Annotated in this window: 17 protein-coding genes; 5 read left to right on the forward strand and 12 right to left on the reverse strand. The window is 40.6% G+C overall.

Annotated elements, in window-relative coordinates:
• Nucleotides 1-97: 97 nt before the first annotated feature.
• The gene (locus AB8613_RS07620; protein ID WP_065675998.1) at nucleotides 98-736 is read right to left on the reverse strand and encodes a TetR/AcrR family transcriptional regulator; all 639 of its coding nucleotides are present in this window, start codon (nucleotides 734-736) and stop codon (nucleotides 98-100) included.
• A 124-nt stretch (nucleotides 737-860) separates the two neighbouring features.
• Nucleotides 861-2,024, reverse strand: a complete 1,164-nt coding sequence (locus AB8613_RS07625; protein WP_372384754.1) for a nucleotide sugar dehydrogenase — start codon at nucleotides 2,022-2,024, stop codon at nucleotides 861-863.
• A 152-nt stretch (nucleotides 2,025-2,176) separates the two neighbouring features.
• On the opposite strand from AB8613_RS07625, the gene rfaD reads away from it, so the two are divergent.
• The 4 genes from rfaD (at nucleotide 2,177) to AB8613_RS07645 (ending at nucleotide 6,487) form a co-directional block, all read left to right on the forward strand.
• Nucleotides 2,177-3,118, forward strand: coding sequence for an ADP-glyceromanno-heptose 6-epimerase (gene rfaD, locus AB8613_RS07630; protein ID WP_372384755.1), 942 nt, complete (start codon nucleotides 2,177-2,179; stop codon nucleotides 3,116-3,118).
• Nucleotides 3,119-3,260: 142 nt separating this feature from the next.
• Nucleotides 3,261-4,214, forward strand: a complete 954-nt coding sequence (gene lpxM, locus AB8613_RS07635; protein WP_372384756.1) for a lauroyl-Kdo(2)-lipid IV(A) myristoyltransferase — start codon at nucleotides 3,261-3,263, stop codon at nucleotides 4,212-4,214.
• Between the two features lie 405 nt (nucleotides 4,215-4,619).
• Nucleotides 4,620-5,405: an O-antigen ligase family protein gene (locus AB8613_RS07640; protein WP_372384757.1), complete on the forward strand. Its 786-nt coding sequence runs from the start codon at nucleotides 4,620-4,622 to the stop codon at nucleotides 5,403-5,405.
• The gene (locus AB8613_RS07645) at nucleotides 5,402-6,487 is read left to right on the forward strand and encodes a hypothetical protein (protein ID WP_372384758.1); all 1,086 of its coding nucleotides are present in this window, start codon (nucleotides 5,402-5,404) and stop codon (nucleotides 6,485-6,487) included. The genes AB8613_RS07640 and AB8613_RS07645 overlap by 4 nt, the downstream gene beginning before the upstream one ends.
• Before the next feature lie 11 nt (nucleotides 6,488-6,498).
• On the opposite strand, the gene pseI is transcribed toward AB8613_RS07645, so the two are convergent.
• Genes pseI through AB8613_RS07695 form a run of 10 tightly spaced genes read right to left on the reverse strand, consistent with a single transcriptional unit; the run spans nucleotide 6,499 to nucleotide 17,390 of the window.
• Nucleotides 6,499-7,533, reverse strand: coding sequence for a pseudaminic acid synthase (gene pseI, locus AB8613_RS07650; RefSeq protein ID WP_372384759.1), 1,035 nt, complete (start codon nucleotides 7,531-7,533; stop codon nucleotides 6,499-6,501).
• 6 nt (nucleotides 7,534-7,539) lie between these two features.
• A complete protein-coding gene (locus AB8613_RS07655; RefSeq protein WP_372384760.1) occupies nucleotides 7,540-8,241 on the reverse strand; it encodes a VOC family protein in 702 nt (233 codons plus the stop codon).
• Nucleotides 8,242-8,252: 11 nt separating this feature from the next.
• Nucleotides 8,253-10,439 carry a UDP-4-amino-4,6-dideoxy-N-acetyl-beta-L-altrosamine N-acetyltransferase gene (gene pseH / locus AB8613_RS07660; RefSeq protein ID WP_372384761.1) on the reverse strand — a complete coding sequence of 729 codons (2,187 nt, stop codon included), beginning with the start codon at nucleotides 10,437-10,439 and terminating at the stop codon, nucleotides 8,253-8,255.
• Nucleotides 10,426-11,550 (reverse strand): UDP-2,4-diacetamido-2,4,6-trideoxy-beta-L-altropyranose hydrolase, encoded by a 1,125-nt coding sequence (gene pseG, locus AB8613_RS07665; protein ID WP_372384762.1) that lies wholly within the window; start codon nucleotides 11,548-11,550, stop codon nucleotides 10,426-10,428. Before pseG ends, pseH begins: the two co-directional genes overlap by 14 nt.
• A 4-nt stretch (nucleotides 11,551-11,554) precedes the next feature.
• Nucleotides 11,555-12,244 carry a pseudaminic acid cytidylyltransferase gene (gene pseF, locus AB8613_RS07670; protein ID WP_372384763.1) on the reverse strand — a complete coding sequence of 230 codons (690 nt, stop codon included), beginning with the start codon at nucleotides 12,242-12,244 and terminating at the stop codon, nucleotides 11,555-11,557.
• A complete protein-coding gene (gene pseC / locus AB8613_RS07675; protein WP_372384764.1) occupies nucleotides 12,244-13,419 on the reverse strand; it encodes a UDP-4-amino-4,6-dideoxy-N-acetyl-beta-L-altrosamine transaminase in 1,176 nt (391 codons plus the stop codon). The genes pseF and pseC overlap by 1 nt, the downstream gene beginning before the upstream one ends.
• Nucleotides 13,416-14,429 carry a UDP-N-acetylglucosamine 4,6-dehydratase (inverting) gene (gene pseB, locus AB8613_RS07680; RefSeq protein WP_372384765.1) on the reverse strand — a complete coding sequence of 338 codons (1,014 nt, stop codon included), beginning with the start codon at nucleotides 14,427-14,429 and terminating at the stop codon, nucleotides 13,416-13,418. The genes pseC and pseB overlap by 4 nt, the downstream gene beginning before the upstream one ends.
• 25 nt (nucleotides 14,430-14,454) lie before the next feature.
• The gene (locus AB8613_RS07685) at nucleotides 14,455-15,237 is read right to left on the reverse strand and encodes a glycosyltransferase family 2 protein (protein WP_372384766.1); all 783 of its coding nucleotides are present in this window, start codon (nucleotides 15,235-15,237) and stop codon (nucleotides 14,455-14,457) included.
• A 26-nt stretch (nucleotides 15,238-15,263) separates the two neighbouring features.
• Entirely contained in the window at nucleotides 15,264-16,349 is a 1,086-nt protein-coding gene (locus AB8613_RS07690; RefSeq protein ID WP_372384767.1) for a glycosyltransferase family 4 protein, read from the reverse strand.
• 9 nt (nucleotides 16,350-16,358) lie between these two features.
• Nucleotides 16,359-17,390: a UDP-N-acetylglucosamine 2-epimerase gene (locus AB8613_RS07695; RefSeq protein WP_146492015.1), complete on the reverse strand. Its 1,032-nt coding sequence runs from the start codon at nucleotides 17,388-17,390 to the stop codon at nucleotides 16,359-16,361.
• Between the two features lie 132 nt (nucleotides 17,391-17,522).
• Here AB8613_RS07695 and waaA point away from each other — a divergent pair, with 132 nt between their 5' ends.
• The gene (waaA, locus tag AB8613_RS07700; RefSeq protein ID WP_372384768.1) at nucleotides 17,523-18,785 is read left to right on the forward strand and encodes a lipid IV(A) 3-deoxy-D-manno-octulosonic acid transferase; all 1,263 of its coding nucleotides are present in this window, start codon (nucleotides 17,523-17,525) and stop codon (nucleotides 18,783-18,785) included.
• The last annotated feature ends 8 nt before the right edge of the window (nucleotides 18,786-18,793 follow it).

Below are 18,793 nucleotides of genomic sequence, written 5' to 3' on the forward strand. Positions count from 1 at the left end.
GGCCTCGCCGTCGCTCTACCCTGCTTTTCGTTTACTCGTATCCCGTTACTCGAATCTGCGCTTTCCCGATCTTCGTATCTCGGTTACTCGCATCTTTCTATTTAGAGTTCAACGCCCTTACACCATCTTCCAACAATGTCAGCTGTTCAAAACCTTGCGCGGTCGCAATTGGTTTAACGGTCGCTATCATCTGCAGCATTCCTTGATGAACGACTTGCTCAGTAATTTGAGCTTTTGGAGACATCGCAGACTGATAAGCTAACCAGCCCGATGCGATCAAGTGCAGCGACGTTACCATCGACTTCATCTCTGAGTCTGTCGCTTTAAGCAAGTTCAACTCTACAAAGGCCCTCATGATATCGACAAGGTTGGTTTGCAATCTTTCTTGCACGGCCATGTAATCAAGGTGGAGTTTTTCATCACGTGACAATATTTCAGGCAGATTCGCATAGAAGAATCGGTACTTCCACATCAGTGTGAAGATAGAATCTAAGTAGGTCTTTAGTAGCGTCAGGCTTTCTTGTTGGCCTTGAATCGGCGTGAACCTTTCAAGCAACTCTGTTGAATAGAGAGTAAAGATATCACGGACAATTTCTTGTTTGTTACGGAAGTGATAGTAGAGGTTACCAGGGCTAATCTCGATATGTTCAGCAATATGATTGGTCGTAATACTGCGCTCGCCGTGCTCATTAAAAAGCTCTAGAGCAGCGTAAACAATCTTGTCACGTGTTTTCATTAGTTATTAGTATCCCTATCCGTTTAGGGGGTCAGTATATCGCCACTAAACGGATAGATCGAGCTGTTAACATCTGGTCTAATTAGCAGTAGCTAAAATAGAGCCAAATTAATCGCTACTGTAATCAATCACTGCCAAACAGGTCTCGTGTGTAAACCTTATCTGCAACGTCTGCGATCTCTTCTACCATTCTGTTAGATACAATTACATCTGATACGGCTTTGAACTCTTCTAGGTCAGAATAAACCTTCGAGTTAAAGAAATGCTCTTCCTCTAACACAGGTTCGAATACAACCACTTCAATACCTTTAGCTTTCAAACGCTTCATGATGCCTTGAATCGAAGAAGCACGGAAGTTGTCCGAGCCGGCTTTCATTATCAATCGATAGATGCCAACAACCTTAGGAGATCGCTTGATAATTGAATCCGCAATAAAATCTTTTCGGGTACGGTTAGCATCAACGATGGCACCAATAATGTTGTTTGGTACATCTTGATAGTTAGCTAATAGCTGCTTGGTGTCTTTCGGTAAGCAGTAACCACCGTAACCAAATGAAGGGTTGTTGTAGTGATTGCCAATTCGAGGGTCTAAACCAACACCTTCAATAATCTGGCGAGAATCCAAACCGTGAGCTTCTGCGTAAGAGTCAAGTTCATTGAAATAAGAAACACGCATCGCTAGGTAGGTATTTGAGAATAGCTTTACCGCTTCCGCTTCCGTGGAGTTAGTAAATAATACGTCGATATTCTCTTTTTCTGCGCCTTCAACAAGAAGATTAGCGAACACTTCAGCGCGTTCAGAACACTCACCAACGATAATTCGTGATGGGTGTAGGTTATCGTACAGAGCTTTGCCTTCGCGTAAAAACTCAGGTGAGAACATAAGGTTTTCGCAACCTAGCTCTTCTCTTATCTGCGCGGTGTAACCTACAGGAACCGTTGATTTAATCACCATTACCGCATCAGGATTTATGTTCATAACATCCTTAATAACAGACTCAACAGAGGAAGTGTTGAAATAGTTACTTTTAGGATCATAATCCGTAGGGGTTGCGATGATAACGAACTCGGCATCTTTATATGCAGCCTTGTCTGTTGTGGCTCTAAAGTTAAGCTTCTTACTCGATAAAAAGTGTTCAATCTCACTATCAACAATCGGGGATTGTTTCTTATTAAGCATTGCAACTTTTTCTTCAATAATATCGACAGCTACGACTTCATGGTTTTGTGCCAATAACATCGCATTTGATAAACCAACATAGCCTGTCCCAGCTACTGCAATTTTCATATTAATACCTATTGGTTTGAGTTATTTACTCAAATTAATTCATAGTTAAACTGGCCATATCATACTCTGCTTGGAGAATTATTCCACTAGCCCGCCTTATCTATTCCTTGCTATACTCGAGACAGTTTTGTATTCAAAAGAGTTAGAAAATTATGATTATCGTAACGGGTGGTGCTGGCATGATCGGCAGCAATATTGTAAAGGCGCTCAATGAAGCGGGCCACAACGATATACTAGTCGTCGACAACTTAAAAGATGGTAAGAAATTTAAGAACCTTGTAGACCTAGACATCACTGATTACATGGATCGTGATGACTTTCTAACTCAAGTCATGGCTGGTGATGACTTCGGCCATATTGAAGCGGTTTTCCATGAAGGAGCGTGCTCTGCGACCACTGAGTGGGATGGCAAGTACATGATGCTTAACAACTATGAGTACTCAAAAGAGCTACTTCATTACTGTGTTGAGCGTGAAATTCCGTTCCTATATGCCTCTTCCGCTGCAACGTACGGTGAAACTGATACTTTCATTGAAGAGCGAGAATACGAAGGTGCATTGAATGTCTACGGCTACTCGAAACAGCAGTTTGATAACTACGTTCGTCGCCTAACTGCAGATGCCGTAGCGCATAACGAAACGCTTTCACAAATCGTTGGCTTCCGTTACTTCAATGTTTATGGCCCACGCGAGCAACACAAAGGCAGCATGGCCTCAGTAGCATTCCATCTAAACAACCAAATGAACGCCGGCGAAAACCCTAAGTTGTTCGCAGGTAGCGAAACCTTCAAACGTGATTTTGTGTATGTAGGTGATGTCGCGGCAGTAAACTTATGGTTCTTAGAGAATGGTATCTCAGGTATCTTCAACCTAGGTACAGGTAACGCAGAGTCTTTTGAAGAAGTCGCAAAAGCAGTAATCAAGCACCACGGTAAAGGTGAAATCGAAACGATTCCTTTCCCTGAGCATCTGAAAGGTGCTTACCAAGAATTCACTCAAGCTGACTTAACTAAACTTCGCAATACAGGTTGCGATATCGAGTTTAGAACAGTAGCAGATGGTGTCGCTGAGTACATGAAGCTCGTCAACGCATAGCTGTAAGCTTTATATTTCAGATTAAGACTAATAGTGCATCCTGCTTTTGAGGGTGCATTATTGGACAATCTAGTAAACATAATCACTCCCCCGAGTGACCGATACAAAGTTAACCCTCTGATTTAAATAATGTAGTGAACGAATGACCACACAACGTAATGATTTTGATCCAAAAGCTTACAATCCTGAGTTTGAATGGGGATTTCTAGCACCTAAATACTGGGGCACTTGGATTGCTGTTCTGTTATCGTCTTTAGTCTGCTTCTTACCTAATAGCATTCGTTTAGCACTCGCTAAGTTTATGGCTAAGCAAGCTGTAAAAATCAAGAATAAAGCTAACCGTCGAGCTCGCGTAAACCTTGAGATGTGCTTTCCCGAGCAATCAGTCAAAGAGCGCGAAGAAACTCTTTATCAGTCATACGTTACTTCGATCTCATTTTTGATGGGATTTGCTTCTCTGACACTCAAGAGTAAAACTTGGCTAGAGAATAACACTTCGATAAACGGCCTGAGCAACCTAACCGATATTACAAACAGTGGCGAGAATGTGATCTTACTGGTGCCACACACATGGGCTATTGATATCCCAGCGGTATTATTGGCATCACGCAATTTACCTGTGTCTGCGATGGCGAAAGCACAAAAAAACAAACTCAGTGACTGGCTAATGCACCGACAGCGCGTGCAATACGGCGGTCGTGTATATGATCGCAGTGGTGGTATCAAGCCTTTCATCAAGTCAGTGCGTGATGGGTACCTTGGCTACTATCTCCCTGATGAAGATCTTGGCCGTGAACACAGTGTCTTCGTTGACTTTTTCGCGACTCAAAAAGCAACTATCTCAGGCCTTGGTCGCCTATCAAAATTAAGTAAAGCTAAAATCGTCCCTCTGTTTGCTCAATACGATAGTAACACTGGTCAATACACTCTGGATTTCTACCCTGCTTTGCCATTCCCAACAGGAAGCGAAGAGCAAGATGCTCGCATGATGAATCAATGTATTGAAGACTACGTGAGCAAAAATCCTGAGCAATATATGTGGATCTTAAGGTTACTTAAGACTCGTCCGGAAAATAATATCAATCCTTATAAATAATATGTTTCGAAAATTAATGCAAATTATACACTTACTTCCAATTTATTGGGCTGTTAGTGGTCTTTTCATTATTAACAACGGTGATAAGATTTTAGTCACGTTGATAATAATATCTTTAGTCACAAAATTAGTCTGCTGCCTTTTCGATAGTGATGATAGCATTGATTTTAAATATAACCATATGATTGGAATTATTTTTATATGTGCTATTTATGCATCATTAAAGTATTACCATAGCGGATATAGCTCTTCTGAGATAAGGGTTCTTATTAGTACAGCTTTATACTCAGCAATATCAATCCCAAAAAAATTCGTTACAAGTCTCTGATATTTATAATCACATTGAGTTCTATATACATAACTTACCAAACTATAAATATCATCGAGATAAAAAACTTAAGCCGGATGAAGCTCCCCTTAAATGCAATCCCTTATTCAAACTACACCGGCTTACTATCGATAATAGCCCTTTATCTTGGATATATTAGTAAGAGTAAATTACTATCATTGCTATCAGTTGTAAGTTTTATTCTTCTTACTATTAATGTAATACTAGTCGATACAAGAGGTACATGGCTCGCTCTAATTACAGTATATATAACTATCATTTTTCTTATATTTATGAAGAAAAGGAACTGGAAAGTTACCCTCATGAGCCTTGCCTTGTTTGCTACTGTGACAGCATTAAACTACCCTATTATCAAAGGCAGAATTGACACATCAACAAAAGAAATAGAACTCCTGACAAAAGGCAACTTAGACTCATCATGGGGTATAAGAGTACAGCTATGGTTAGTTGGCTACGATATTATAAAAAACGATAAATCATGGCTAGGTTTAGGACAAACCAAACACCTAGAAATCATTCAAGAAATGTATAAAGAAGGTAAAGTTAAAAAGTCCCTAGCTCGGTTTGATAATAAGAACTTTCATAATAGCATTGTAGATAGGACTGTGAAATATGGTTTCATTGGCCTTATATTATATATAAGCGTTTTGTTTGTTCCATTTGCTTATGGAATTAAGAATTTTAAATCCAATTACTCCCCGCTATTATTAATCATGCCAATATTTATTTTTGTAGCAGGGTTAAGTTATGTGCCTATCTCGCATCCAGGCACGTACTTTCTTTACTTATTTACCACTATGTTTTTAATTAAAAAGATAAAAAACAATAGGGGTCACCAATGAACCTTTACGTTTGCTCAACACTAAGACACTTTTTATTTTCGATATCAAAAGCTTGTTATCAGCCAAATGAACATTCTACTATTTTGTTTTTCTATGATTACCAAGGGGTTGATAAGGACAAGATAAATAAAAAAATTAAAAATGAAAATATAGAAATAATATTAATCAGTCGCAAGGAATTAATTTATAAATTAAAAAAATCTTGGCTTGGAAAATTAACACTATTCCTATCCATGAGAAATATACAGCCAAACAAAAAAATAATAAAATTAGCATCTAATCAACTAATAAATTTAGATATATTGAAACCAAGCGATTTTAATAATTTATCCTTGTTTGTTTTCAATGACAAAAACAAAGTGGCTCGCATTTTTAAGTTGTTAATAAAAAAATATGAAGTTATAGAGGATGGGGTTGGGAATTATTATGAGATACCAAAGAAGGGAATCAGTAAATACTTAAACCCTATAAATTTTAAAGGCCTTAACACTTGGGTTATGGGTGAAAGCACGCGTTGCACTACTATCAATGTAGTGTGGCCTGAAAAGTTACCGAATTCAGTGAAAGAAAAAGGAAAAGCTATTGAATTTCTTGGAAAATCAGAAGGTTTACCATCAATCAACACTGTTTTTAAATTCACTCCAAAATTAGTCAATGTTCAAAGCAATATCGTTATTATTGCTACTCAACCACTATCATCAACTCTTGCTAATATGCTTAAAGATGAAGGTTACTTTTTCTATATTCATCAATGTATAGCAAGACATATGGAGAGTGAAGGGAAACCTTACTTTATAAAGCTTCATCCTAGTGAAGACATAAAGGATTACCTTCCTTATTTTGATGAAGATAAATTTCTTTCAGTCAAACACCCATTGGAATTAGAGCTTCTTAATAGTCCTAATAAGGTGATTGTTGCTTCTATTAACTCAACAGCGGGACTAGGGTTTGAACAGTTTTGTGAAAGGCGTAGACTGTTCAGAGATGAAGAAATGGGGAATTTTGATGAGCAGATCATTTCTTGGAAGAAGAATCCACACCTATTAAAAGAACGCCTAGAAGAAACCTTTAATTTCTTCTAGGCACTTTATACTTAATAATGCTTGAAGTCTAAAGGTGTTCCAAACTTAATATCGCATGTCGCTTTTGAGCCAATTACATCATCAAGGTATTTTGGCAATATGCCATTGCCTGGACGGATTGAACGAACATGTTCTTCAGTAAACACTTCACCTTGCTTAATATCTTTAACAACATAAAGTGAACGGCGATGACATTTAGTCTGTAACTCAGCTTCTGTACTTACAAAATTTGGAGCTCCTATTGATTCAAAAGCCATAGTACAATTTGTTACTAGTGACTTTAGCTCTTCTTTTTCAAGCGAGAAAGCCGAATCAGGGCCACCGTCAGCACGCGCAAGTGTAAAGTGTTTTTCAATCACGCATGCGCCCAGTGCAACTGCTGCTACCGATACACCAATGTCCATAGTGTGATCTGAAAGGCCCACTTCTACACCAAATGCATCAAGCATTACCGCCATAGTTGAGATGTTCGCCTGTGATGCAGGGGTTGGATAACCACTTGTACAATGAAGAAGTACGATATCTGTAGCGCCTGCCGCTTTTGCCGCCGCAACCGCTTCTTCAATTTCTGCCAAATTCGCGTTCCCCGTCGACATGATCATCGGCTTACCGGTTGCCGCCACTTTTCGAATCAATGGTAAGTCGATCAACTCAAATGACGCGATTTTATATGCTGGTGCGTTCAAACTTTCTAGGAAGTCGACAGCTGTATGGTCAAATGGAGAACTAAAGATGGTGATACCAAGCTTTTCAGCCTCATCAAACAATGTCTTATGCCAATCCCAAGGTGTGTGTGCCTGCTCGTACAGGTCATACAATTTTGAGCCATCCCATAGGCCACCGCGGATCATAAATTCTTCACTATCGTGATTAATTGTGATGGTATCGGCCGTGTAAGTCTGCAATTTAACAGCATCGGCACCTGCTTCTTTCGCTGCTTTAATCAATTCAATTGCGCGAGTGATATCACCATTATGGTTACCTGACATCTCCGCTATGATGTAAGGTCTATGTCCCTTACCAATATCTCTATTTGCTATCTTCATTATTTCCTACTTATTTGTCAGGTAACTTTCAATTTTCTTTAGTGAATCCAACGTGGACATATCAGATGCTGGTATCGACGTTTCGAATTGCTTTTCGATTTCCATTATTAACAACAAATGTTTAAAAGAGTCCCATTCAGGGCAACTTGCCATATCCGTTCCATCGTAATCAACACGACTACTATCAATGACCGAACGATAGATTTCCATAAGCTTATCTTTTTTCGAATCTACAACCTCAAGCTTAATAGATTGATGGGATGCTGGTATGGAGTCTACAGGATAAGCTTCAAGTAACTCAAACAAACCATGATTTGGATGGACAAGAAAAGCGACTTTACGACCATCAAATGCACCATCGGCACGAGGAGCAACCACAAGTTTTGCACCAAAATCCTGCTCTGCAACTTTAATAGCTTTATTAATGTCGTGCACCGCATAACAAAGATGGTAAGCACCACCACCAGAGCCTAGATGTCCAAGAATTGGAGAATGGTCATCTAGTGGCGCAAGTATCTCTACAACCCCCATACCATTGAGTTCCACAAATGCATAGTACACTTGTTGTGCTGGGTTTTCTCCAGGTCCTCGAAGCAACTTAGCTCCGGGAATAGATAAGTAATCCTTTAGTGTAGTAATCAAGTCTTTCGTCGTCACAGCATAGTGATCAACATGAAGCACACCTAAAGCCGAAAACATTGCATTCATATAAATTTCTCCTACGCCTTCCAATTAAGAGTCATTAAGTTGGATTCTGACGGCAACGACTGCTGAGCAAACTCAAATACCCATTGTTCGTTATCATCTGAAATAAAGTGATTGTTCTTGTAGAGATCTCGAACTGGCATATTTTTGGAGCTCGCAATAAAGCGACCAACCACAGCATTCTGAGATGACTCACTCGCTAGAATAATCAGTTTACTCAGTATGATATGTTCAATATCCCTACCCATAACACGGCACGACATCACGAAGTTATCAATGACCCAATAACCATCCTGTTTCACAATAACCAATGCCGCGACGCCCTCATACTCTTTGGAGTATTTGTCTTTAGAGCGGACATGGAGAACTTGATAATCAGAGGCTCTCATCCATTCGCTCAATTGCTCTTTGCTATAGCGTGTTGTTGTTGTGTTGAATTGATTCGTTTTATTAAAGAGTTGATGTGTCCGATCGAAGTTATCTGAATTCAATGCTTCTACACGTATTTCCATTCCCAAACTTTTAATAAATGACGCTCGATCAACAAATTCGGTTTGTGCATTCTGAATGTCCACTCTCTGTTTGTAGAGCTCAGAACGTCGTTTATCAGATTCACTCACTTGCGCGACACAAAGCTCAGGAAGATTACAAAGGTACTGGAACCATTCAGCAGGATCTTCCGGTAGCTCAGGTACAAAAACGTCTGGTGCATTTCGACGCACTTCTGCACGCTCTACAGGATTATCATCGATGAAACAAAAAGATGATAAACCAAGGTTTAACTCTTTACTTAATGCATGAATATTCTGGGATTTTGGTTCCCAATTAATTCGATGGCTGACAAAATCTTTCGCTCTAAGACGCATCTCCGGATGGGTTTCAATTGCATCTAGCGCCACTTCTTCAGTATTCTTACTGCATATAGTCAGCAAAATACCTCTAGATTTTAATGTGAGGAAGAGCGACTGAAGGTCTTTGTAAATATTACCTGGGTAGTCTCCCCCTAAGCTAATACCGTCTTTTCCATCGTCACCAATGATCCCTTTCCACAAGGTATTATCAAGATCAAGCACCAAGACTCGAGCAGAAAGTGCATTTGCCGCAAAAATAGTACCGATTAATGCCTGACTGTACGCTTCCAGAAATTGAATAGTAAACGGCGCTCTTGCCATATACCAATATTTATTGGAGAAACTTTGGCCAGCACGCTTGATGATTTGAGAGTAAGGAATAACTTCAACCAAGTTCTCGGTTTTCATCGTATGAAGCGTGTTATTCCATTTCTGGATTAGCCTCTGAATTTTTGAATCTGATAATTGTTCAGAAATCGAGAAAGGAAAGCCCTTCTGAATAGCAAAATCTGCAACAAAAACCCGATTTCCTCGCTGAGCAATACTTTTGATGAATGCAAGATATTGCAACACGCGTTGCTCTGTTTGTAACAAGGATTCTTCTGTTGGCAAGGTATAGATATCAGAAAAGAAGTCTTCAATTCGCTCGATAAAAGCATAGCAAGAAGATGCATCATTAATATCAGTGTTCTCAGAATCCAGAAGATCCAGCTGGTATCGACCAAATGCTACTGTCGCAATTTTATAAGGAAACTGCGTATATGTCTTAATATGCTTCGTTAAGGTATCCGACAAAAAATCGGTATTATGGGATGCGAATAGGTACAACCGCTGACGTTTATCGAGCTTGTTTTCTGGGTAAACATATTTCATGTAAACGACATTTTTTGCAGTATCAGTCGCATCTACAGGAGCCTCGCATTCTACAAAACCACTTTTTTGATGTAATTTCCACGCGAGCTGATTCTGTCTTAGTGATTCACAATACAACTCATGAACCTTCAGTGTTTTACCCGCATAGTGAATAACAGCTTGTTCAAGCTCAAGCCAAATGGCTGTTTTTTCAGCTTGCTCAAGCGCACTGTTGTTGAGGTAAAAACCCCACCATGCTGTCGCGCTATCTTGCTCCCATGAATAAATGGTCACTACACCGACTGGTTTCTCATCGCGACAGAATATTAAAATCTGTCTTTGGTCCATTAGCATGGTTTTATCCCACCATGCAGAATGTTCCGTTTTAGAGATGATATGGTCAGTTAACATCACAGCACGCACATCAACGTGGTTGCGCCACTCTAACACTGCCCACTTATCGCCTTCTTGTGCAGGGCGGAGACTAAATGTTGTCATTTTTTGAAATCTCTTCTAGGTGTTCAACGACTCTTTCACACCCTTTACCATCAACGAGTTCACCGCAAATGGAAGATTGATTCAAGAGAAGTTCTTTTTGAGAAATAAAACGCTGATATGCAAGCGCATAATCTTGTGATGATAGCTCGGAGTTCAAGCCCAAATAGCAATGGCCGTCTATATCATGCAAATCTTTAGCAAGCTGAGTTTGATTGTCGGCGACCGAGCACACGATACCAGGAAGGGCAAGCACGCACCTTTCCCACGTTGTAGCACCGACCGCTCCAACATATAGGTAGGCATCTGAAAAATAATCCATCATGTTTTTCACTTGAACATGAAGGGTCACCCTAGCCTTGTGTTTAGCACACAACGCCTCCAACTGTTGCTTGTGAGGGTTATTCATCCCAATAATCACATCGAGATGATCACCACTATCGACACTCAATAATCCACGTAACGCTTTGGATGTTTCATTAGCCCAATCAATGCCCCCAAAAAAGAGCACAACTTTTCTCTTAGATAAACGCTGTGTATATTTTGAAATATGCTTTCTGCTTTCACGAAACTCATCTCTCAGCAACGCATATTTAGGGCCACAAAGACGCTTGGTATAACTGGGAAGGTAAGCATCATAGCGATTTTTACCTAAAGAGTAATAATTCTGATCAAGTAACATGTTTACATCATGAACTCTATCAGCCAAGTCGTCGATTTGAAGAATACAGCAAGATAGTGGCCTCAAAGCCACCTGAAAGCGTTCATCTAACGCATAGTGATCGATTACCAACCAGTCCAACTTTGTTCGAGTTAGACCAGATAGATAATGAGATACGACATCTTGTACTTGTGCAATCTCAGTTTTATAAGGGACTTCCAACCAATTACCATGAGCACAATGAGTGTTGTGAGTCTCCTCTCCTTCTGGCTCAGGTAAACTAATAACATTGAAACTCTCTTCAATGAAATTAATTAAGTTTCCTCCCAATTTTCGACATATGAAAACGACTTGATGTCCATTGCTCTCTAACTTACATGCAAGTGTGAGCATTCTGAATGCATGCCCCGTCCCCATCTTGAACGACGCATCAACGCGAATACCAATAAGCACCTGTCTAACCTTTTAATGCTTGAGAAAGTAATAGAGCAAAATCCCAATCCTCAGGGGTATCAAGATCAACAACTCGTTTTCTAGAGACAGGATATGCAATTGCTTTATCTGAAAACATAGGGATCTTTTGACGGTAAGCGCTTGGTTTGCCCCAATAAAATTGCCCTACATCATGGTACCCAACCTCAAGATCCTGAGATCGGGTGTTGAAATGTTCTGGTTGGAACATCTCAACACGTTGCCCTTGGGTCAACTTTACGCCCCTTTGTATTGGGAATGGAAACTCACAAACAGGGAAGCAGTAATCAGCAGAGGGTGACTCTAGTAACAAATTATAGGTATTGCGTATGTCGTTGACATCGATAAAGGGTGCTGTTGCGTATATACAACACAGATATTCAATCGACTGCGACTGCTCTTCGTACCAATCAATAGCATGCAACAGAACATCTGCCGTTGTGGCAAAGTCATCAGAAACGTTTGCTGGACGCATAAACGGTACTTCTGCGCCATGCTGCTCTGCGACTTCAGCAATTTCAGCATCATCCGTTGATACTATGACCTTATCAAAGCATCCAGATGCCAATGCGGCTTCTATAGTGTACGCAATGATCGGCTTTCCGTTAAAATCTTTAATATTTTTTCGCGGGATGCGTTTACTCCCCCCACGAGCTGGAATAATCGCTATTTTCATTACACACCTTTTAGAATATCAGTTAATACGTCGACAACCGTATTCTGTTGAGCTTCCGTCATACCGTGGAACATCGGCAAAGAAATCGCTTCGCGGTAGTACTGTTCAGATTCAGGGAACTCCCCTTCAATGAAACCTAAGTCTTGATAATACGGCTGGGTATGTACTGGAATATAATGCAAATTCACACCAATACCACGCTCGCGTAGCTCATCAAAAACCTGTGGATGACTGAGTGAAATATCATCCAAGTTCAAACGAATCACGAACAAATGCAAGCCTGAGTAAGTATTGGGAAGCTGGTAAGGCAGGACAACCGGTAAATTCTCTAACTTAGTATAATAGCCTTGTGCTAACTCGTGACGAGCAGAGACAAACTCATTCAAGCGCTTCATTTGGCTCACACCCAGTGCAGCTTGCAGCTCTGTCATACGATAATTAAATCCAAGGTCTATCTGTTGGTAATACCAACCACCATGAGACTCACCACGCATCAACTCTGGATCACGCGTAATACCGTGACTACGCAGCAGCGCCATTTTATCAGCGAGTTCTTTACTATTGGTCAGAGCGGCACCGCCTTCGGCAGTTGTCACGATTTTTACTGGGTGGAAACTAAATACCGTGATGTCTGAGTGTTCACAATTCCCAATCGGCTGGTCTTGATATAGGCCGCCAATCGCATGAGAAGCATCTTCAATAAGCTTAAACCCATACTCTTTGGCTAACTTATCAATTGCAGCCATATCACATGGCTGTCCACATAAATGTACTGGCACTACGACTTTTGGCAGCCTACCTTCAGCTTTTGCTTTAATTAGCTTCTCTTCAAGTCGTTTAGGGCACATGTTGTATGTATCTGGGTCAATGTCGACAAAATCAACTTTTGCACCACAGTACAAGCCACAATTTGCTGAGGCTACAAAAGTAATAGGAGATGTCCAAAGCCAATCTCCTTTGCCCAAACCCAAAGCGAGACAAGCAATATGTAGAGCGGAGGTTGCACTGTTCACTGCTAACGCATACTGAGCACCAGTATGTTCTGTTAACGCTTTTTCAAACGCAGGAACTTGTGGTCCCTGAGTTAGGAAATCAGATTTAAGAACATCAACTACACTATCAATATCTTGCTGACTGATATCTTGCTTGCCGTATGGAATCACTGTTTTACTCACACTGTAAATTTAGGGTCAACATGTTCTTTGATTAGGTCGCGTAGACCTTTAATCGTTTCCCACTCAGTATTGGTACCTGAGTTGTATTTAAAACCAAAAGGCACTTTTTCAGCCTTATGGTGATTCATGTACTCATCTTCTGTGTATGTAAAAGAAACAGAAGGAAGAATCGCGTAATAACGCCCCAGATCTATCGTATTAAGAGAATCAGTATCTGTAATCATTTCTTCATGAAGTTTTTCACCAGGGCGAATACCAACAACTTTAGTTGGCATACCAGGCGCAATAGCTTCTGCAATGTCTAATATTTTGTAAGATGGGATCTTGGGTACGAAAATTTCACCACCAATATGGTTCTCGATAGCGTACATCACCATGTTGACACCATCCTGAAGAGATATGTTGAAACGAGTCATCTCCTCATGGGTAATTGGCAATACACCTTCTTCTTTTTTCTGAATAAAGAACGGAATAACTGAGCCTCGAGAGCCCATAACGTTGCCGTAACGAACAACACTAAAACGAATATCTTTAGAGCCACGAATATTATTAGCGGCGGCGAATAATTTATCAGAAGCTAACTTAGTTGCGCCATATAGATTAATCGGAGCACACGCTTTATCTGTAGATAGTGCTACTACATCTTTTACACCACACTGTAGTGCTGCATTAATTACATTTTCAGCCCCATCAATATTAGTACGAATACACTCGGTCGGATTGTATTCTGCTGTATCAACTTGCTTAATTGCCGCAGCATGAATGATTACATCAACACCTTCACAGGCTTGAATCATACGGTTACGGTCACGCACATCGCCGATGAAGAAACGTAATTGTGGGTAATCTTTTTGAGGATAATTTTGCTTAATTTCAAACTGTTTTAGTTCATCACGAGAAAATATGATAATTTTCTTTACATCTTGGTAACGCTCTAAAATCGTTTTAATGAATTGCTTGCCAAATGAACCTGTGCCACCTGTAATTAATACTGTTTTGTTATTTAACATACTAAAATCTCTGTTAATTTCTATTTTAATGCTTATTGCTTTTCAGCTTAGCTTCTTGCTCTAGATACCACAGGCCTGCATATTTATTAAATGAGGATTGAGCAAAGTTCATCGCCATCAATAGGCCACGGTTACCGTCCAAAAACCCTAAACGGATAATATAAATCAAGAAAAATGTCCAAACTGAACGTAAAATAGCGAACGGAATACCCAAACTCGGTTTACCTTTACTGTAGTACTTCTTCGTGGTCTCCCAACCATAGACACGACTCTTTTCCATAAGGTGATCAAAGCCGCGTAACGAGTTATGCATCAAAAAACCTTTTTTTAAAGTAGAAACCTTCCCTTCAGTTTCTACATTGGCATGCACAACCACTTTAGTGATCGAAGCTCCTTCACACTTAAAAAGACGTTTAGGGGCTCTAGATGAACGGCCAAAGCGCATTTGTTTACCTAGAATCAAATTGCCCCAAGGTAATTTAAAAGCAACTTCTTCTAGCTTGGGATCGCTTAATTGGTATGTTATCTCAGATTTCATATCTTCATCTAAGTACTCATCAGCATCGATGATTAAAGCCCAATCACAAGTGGCCTGCTCAAAAGCTCTAGCTTTTTGATAACCATCACCCGGCCAATCTTTCGTAACCCAGATTTTATCCGTGTATTCTCGTGCTATTTCAACTGTTTTATCCGTACTACCAGAATCATAAACAATTATTTCATCAGCAAAACCTTTTAGCGATTCGAAACAAGGTCGAATACGGTCTTCTTCATTCTTGCAGATAATTAACGCAGATAATGTTCTCATTGAATCAATATACCTTTTTCATTGAGCTAGTTTGAATGACCTAGTAGACGTTCAAAATACTTTAAGTGTTCAGCCACTGTTACTTTAGAGCTAAAGTGACGTGCTAGCCTCTCTTTTGCAGCAAGCCCCATACCAGAGCATTGCTGTTTGTCCTGAGCGATTTTATTAATAGCTTCACCTAATGCCTGAGCATCAGCAGTAGGAACAATAAAACCTGTTTGACCATCCTCGACAAGCTCTGGCGCTCCGCCTGTAGTGGTAACAACTGACGCTGTTCCGTTAGCCATCGCTTCAATAATTGTACGAGGCAGTCCCTCACCACTAACGGATGGCTGTACCTGAATATCAGCCATGGCCATTAATGAAGGAATGTCTTTTCGATGACCAATATAGTGAATTCTATCTGAGATCGGACTATTTTTCATCTCGTCAAAGTGGGGGTCATAGCCACTACCTGCGAGAACCAGATGAAAATTGGGGACTGTAATATATTTAGTCGCCTCGAGAAGAACAGATATTCCCTTGCTAGGGCGCACGTGCGCAGCGCAGAAGGCAACAACATCTGTCTGACTCAATTCAAGTGACTCCCTAGACGTTGGTTCGACTTGATACCACTCTAATTGATGCCCCTTATAAATAGTCACGACATTATCTTTGTTTTTCCAAACTCGCTTGATAACATCCTGTCGAACCGCCTCTGACACACAGACTACACCATCGATACGAGGGTGAAGTTGAGTCAGATAAGCACTTGGATCATGCCTATACAAACCACCGGTTGTTCCTCGGTACGCAATCAACTTCACCTTGAGACCAACGCATGCAAATGCGGCATTAGGTATAGTTTTTGAATTAAAGGCATAACATATGTCATATGCCCCACTCTTTAGTTCGCTTCTAATTCTCATAATCGTATCAAAGCAAATTTTTCTTTTCGGATAACAGTCGATAACCTTGATGCCATTTTTTCGAAGCCTATCGACATATTCAGACTCACCTTGGGTCATCACAGTCACGGAATGACCTTGATTTGAAAGTTCTACAAATATTTCCGCTTCAGGGCGAATACTATTCCAAGCATGTAGATACGATGCACAAACTAAGATTTTCATTATTCAGCCCTAGAATTTCCAATAGTTTAATGATTTACGGATCTTAAAGTTACGAATCCAATTTTTTGGCTTGTTATCTTGCCAACCGCTTTCTAACACTTCGGTAATAGCATCCAGAACTCTAGCTGAAGATTGTCCATCCAAATATGGCGTTATCGACGGACCATAATTAGCAATGGCTTTATCTCTTGCTTCATCAGGCAGCATCGCTTGTTGAATTGCTGACTCTAATTGCTCGGCTTGAGTAATGTTAATAAAGCTTGCTTGAGGGTCTCGATTATTTACCGTTACAACAGGCTTATTGAGCAACAAGAATTCCTGAAATATCGATGAGTTATCACACACCATCACATCAGCACGATGTTGCATTTCAATCACTCGATCATTGTCGAAAAAGAGAAGGTTATCCCCTTCCAGTGCTTGATATTTCGCTCGTGTCTCTTGATTCATTTTAGGATGCAATGTCACTAACCATTGCCACTGGCTTTGTTGGCTTAGGCGCTTAAGCTCTTCATAAACCAATTCAGCACACGATAAGCTTGGCGAAAAAGTGGAAGCGAATAGAATTTGAGGTCTCTCATGACGGTTCTCACCAGCTTGATAATTAAACAAGCTATCTAGCTTCAGCCATCCGGTCTCTTTTACTTGAAAATAGCCGCGCTGTTTAGCTAGTGGTTCCAATGAACTCGTTCTTTCATGGCCTTCGGTGCAATACAAATCAAATAGACCACGCTCAGGATATAAGTTCCCTCGCTTACTCTCATTCAAACCGTGAAACACTTGCACCTTCAATCCTGGAATAAATGCAGGAATGCGATCCCCTGGCACTAAAACGGCCGAAGGATTGTAGGCAACAGCTTCTGTCAAAGACACACGCTGCTCTTGCTCTAATAAAAGATGTTCAGAAGCATCCTCACCAACCAGCAACCATTTAACGTCATGACCAAGTTGCTTCGCGTAGTTATAAAATGGGCGAAGAATAGCAAATGAGTAGTTTTGCTCGACATAGAGCAAGAAACGATAGGATTGATCGGTTTGCATAAGCGATGAGATAGAGTTCACCATTTCCGTTTGAAAGTGTAACTAAGCATTTAATTATAACGCTCTTTACTTTCGAGATTGAAGAAAATACTCTTCTGATTACTGATTTTACCCTCTGGTGTCACTGTTCTTATGCTTATACGACTTATATACACTCTTATATTGTCATTGGCCTCTCCACTGCTTCTCTATGGGCTTTATAAGAGCAAACCCGGAAAGCCAAATTTTGGTAAGCGCTGGAAAGAACATTTCGGTATCACACCGCAAACTCAAGGTAAAAGCCCTATCTGGATTCATGCCGTGTCGGTTGGTGAATCTATTGCTGCGATGCCTGTCATTAAACAATTGAAGCTGCGAGATCCAAATCAAGCCATCATTGTTACCACAACGACCAGCACAGGTGCTGAGCAAATAGAGAAGCTTGGTGATTTGGTCGAGCACCGCTACATGCCGATTGATTTTTCTTGGTGCATTCGAGGTTTCTTGAAAACTGTTCAGCCTAAACAGATGTTAATCATGGAAACCGAATTATGGCCAAACACACTGCACTGCGTCGCGAGAGCTGGAATCCCCATTTCAGTACTCAACGCTCGCCTATCTGAACGCTCATGCCAGCGTTATGCTAAATTCCAAGCCGTTTTTGACCTCTTAGCCAAAAACCTCTCTCAAGTACTTTGCCAATACCCCAATGATGCTGAGCGTTTTATACGATTAGGGTTAGATAAAGCATCTGTGCATGTGACTGGGTCGATCAAGTTTGATATTGAAGTCTCAGCTGAACAAGTATCCAAAGGCAAAGCGTTACGTGAACAAATTGGCTTTGAACGCTGTGTATGGATAGCTGCTAGCACTCATCAAGGCGAAGATGAAATTATCTTAGACGCTCATAAACAGCTCCTTAAAGACAATCCTAATACCTTGCTGATGATCGTGCCTCGCCACCCAGAGCGGTTTAACCAAGTGACGGAACTGGCTAAACAGCACCAATTCAACACCCTCACTCGAACGATTCAGCAACCAATCACCTCTGATATTGAAGTGTATATTGCGGATACGATGGGAGAAATGTTGGTACTACTCGGCGGCGCTGATGCGTGCTTTATGGGAGGAAGCCTTGTGGGCGATAAGGTAGGTGGCCACAATCTTCTAGAACCGGCAGCACTACAGTTACCTTTACTCAATGGCCCTAGCTATTTTAACTTCAGCGAGATCACAGACAAACTGCTTGAAGCTCAAGCCGTCACTATTTGTCAAAACAGTAATGAAATTGCAGGCCAGCTAAGAGAGCTATTCACTCAGCCTGACTTGCGTAAAAACAGAGGCTTAGCGGCTTATCAAGTGGTTGAGCAGAACCGAGGGGCGTTGGATAAAACCTTGGCATTCATTCTTAATTAATGGCCTTC

Source organism: Vibrio sp. BS-M-Sm-2 (assembly GCF_041504345.1).
In the GTDB taxonomy this organism is placed as follows: domain Bacteria; phylum Pseudomonadota; class Gammaproteobacteria; order Enterobacterales; family Vibrionaceae; genus Vibrio; species Vibrio satsumensis.

What these genes read in the sequence shown, in the direction of transcription:
- AB8613_RS07620 (WP_065675998.1), bottom strand. Translation starts at nt 736, where the DNA reads ATGAAAACACGTGACAAGATTGTTTACGCTGCTCTAGAGCTTTTTAAT.
- AB8613_RS07625 (WP_372384754.1), bottom strand. Translation starts at nt 2,024, where the DNA reads ATGAAAATTGCAGTAGCTGGGACAGGCTATGTTGGTTTATCAAATGCG.
- rfaD (WP_372384755.1), top strand. Translation starts at nt 2,177, where the DNA reads ATGATTATCGTAACGGGTGGTGCTGGCATGATCGGCAGCAATATTGTA.
- lpxM (WP_372384756.1), top strand. Translation starts at nt 3,261, where the DNA reads ATGACCACACAACGTAATGATTTTGATCCAAAAGCTTACAATCCTGAG.
- AB8613_RS07640 (WP_372384757.1), top strand. Translation starts at nt 4,620, where the DNA reads ATGAAGCTCCCCTTAAATGCAATCCCTTATTCAAACTACACCGGCTTA.
- AB8613_RS07645 (WP_372384758.1), top strand. Translation starts at nt 5,402, where the DNA reads ATGAACCTTTACGTTTGCTCAACACTAAGACACTTTTTATTTTCGATA.
- pseI (WP_372384759.1), bottom strand. Translation starts at nt 7,533, where the DNA reads ATGAAGATAGCAAATAGAGATATTGGTAAGGGACATAGACCTTACATC.
- AB8613_RS07655 (WP_372384760.1), bottom strand. Translation starts at nt 8,241, where the DNA reads ATGAATGCAATGTTTTCGGCTTTAGGTGTGCTTCATGTTGATCACTAT.
- pseH (WP_372384761.1), bottom strand. Translation starts at nt 10,439, where the DNA reads ATGACAACATTTAGTCTCCGCCCTGCACAAGAAGGCGATAAGTGGGCA.
- pseF (WP_372384763.1), bottom strand. Translation starts at nt 12,244, where the DNA reads ATGAAAATAGCGATTATTCCAGCTCGTGGGGGGAGTAAACGCATCCCG.
- pseB (WP_372384765.1), bottom strand. Translation starts at nt 14,429, where the DNA reads ATGTTAAATAACAAAACAGTATTAATTACAGGTGGCACAGGTTCATTT.
- AB8613_RS07685 (WP_372384766.1), bottom strand. Translation starts at nt 15,237, where the DNA reads ATGAGAACATTATCTGCGTTAATTATCTGCAAGAATGAAGAAGACCGT.
- AB8613_RS07690 (WP_372384767.1), bottom strand. Translation starts at nt 16,349, where the DNA reads ATGAAAATCTTAGTTTGTGCATCGTATCTACATGCTTGGAATAGTATT.
- AB8613_RS07695 (WP_146492015.1), bottom strand. Translation starts at nt 17,390, where the DNA reads ATGCAAACCGATCAATCCTATCGTTTCTTGCTCTATGTCGAGCAAAAC.
- waaA (WP_372384768.1), top strand. Translation starts at nt 17,523, where the DNA reads ATGCTTATACGACTTATATACACTCTTATATTGTCATTGGCCTCTCCA.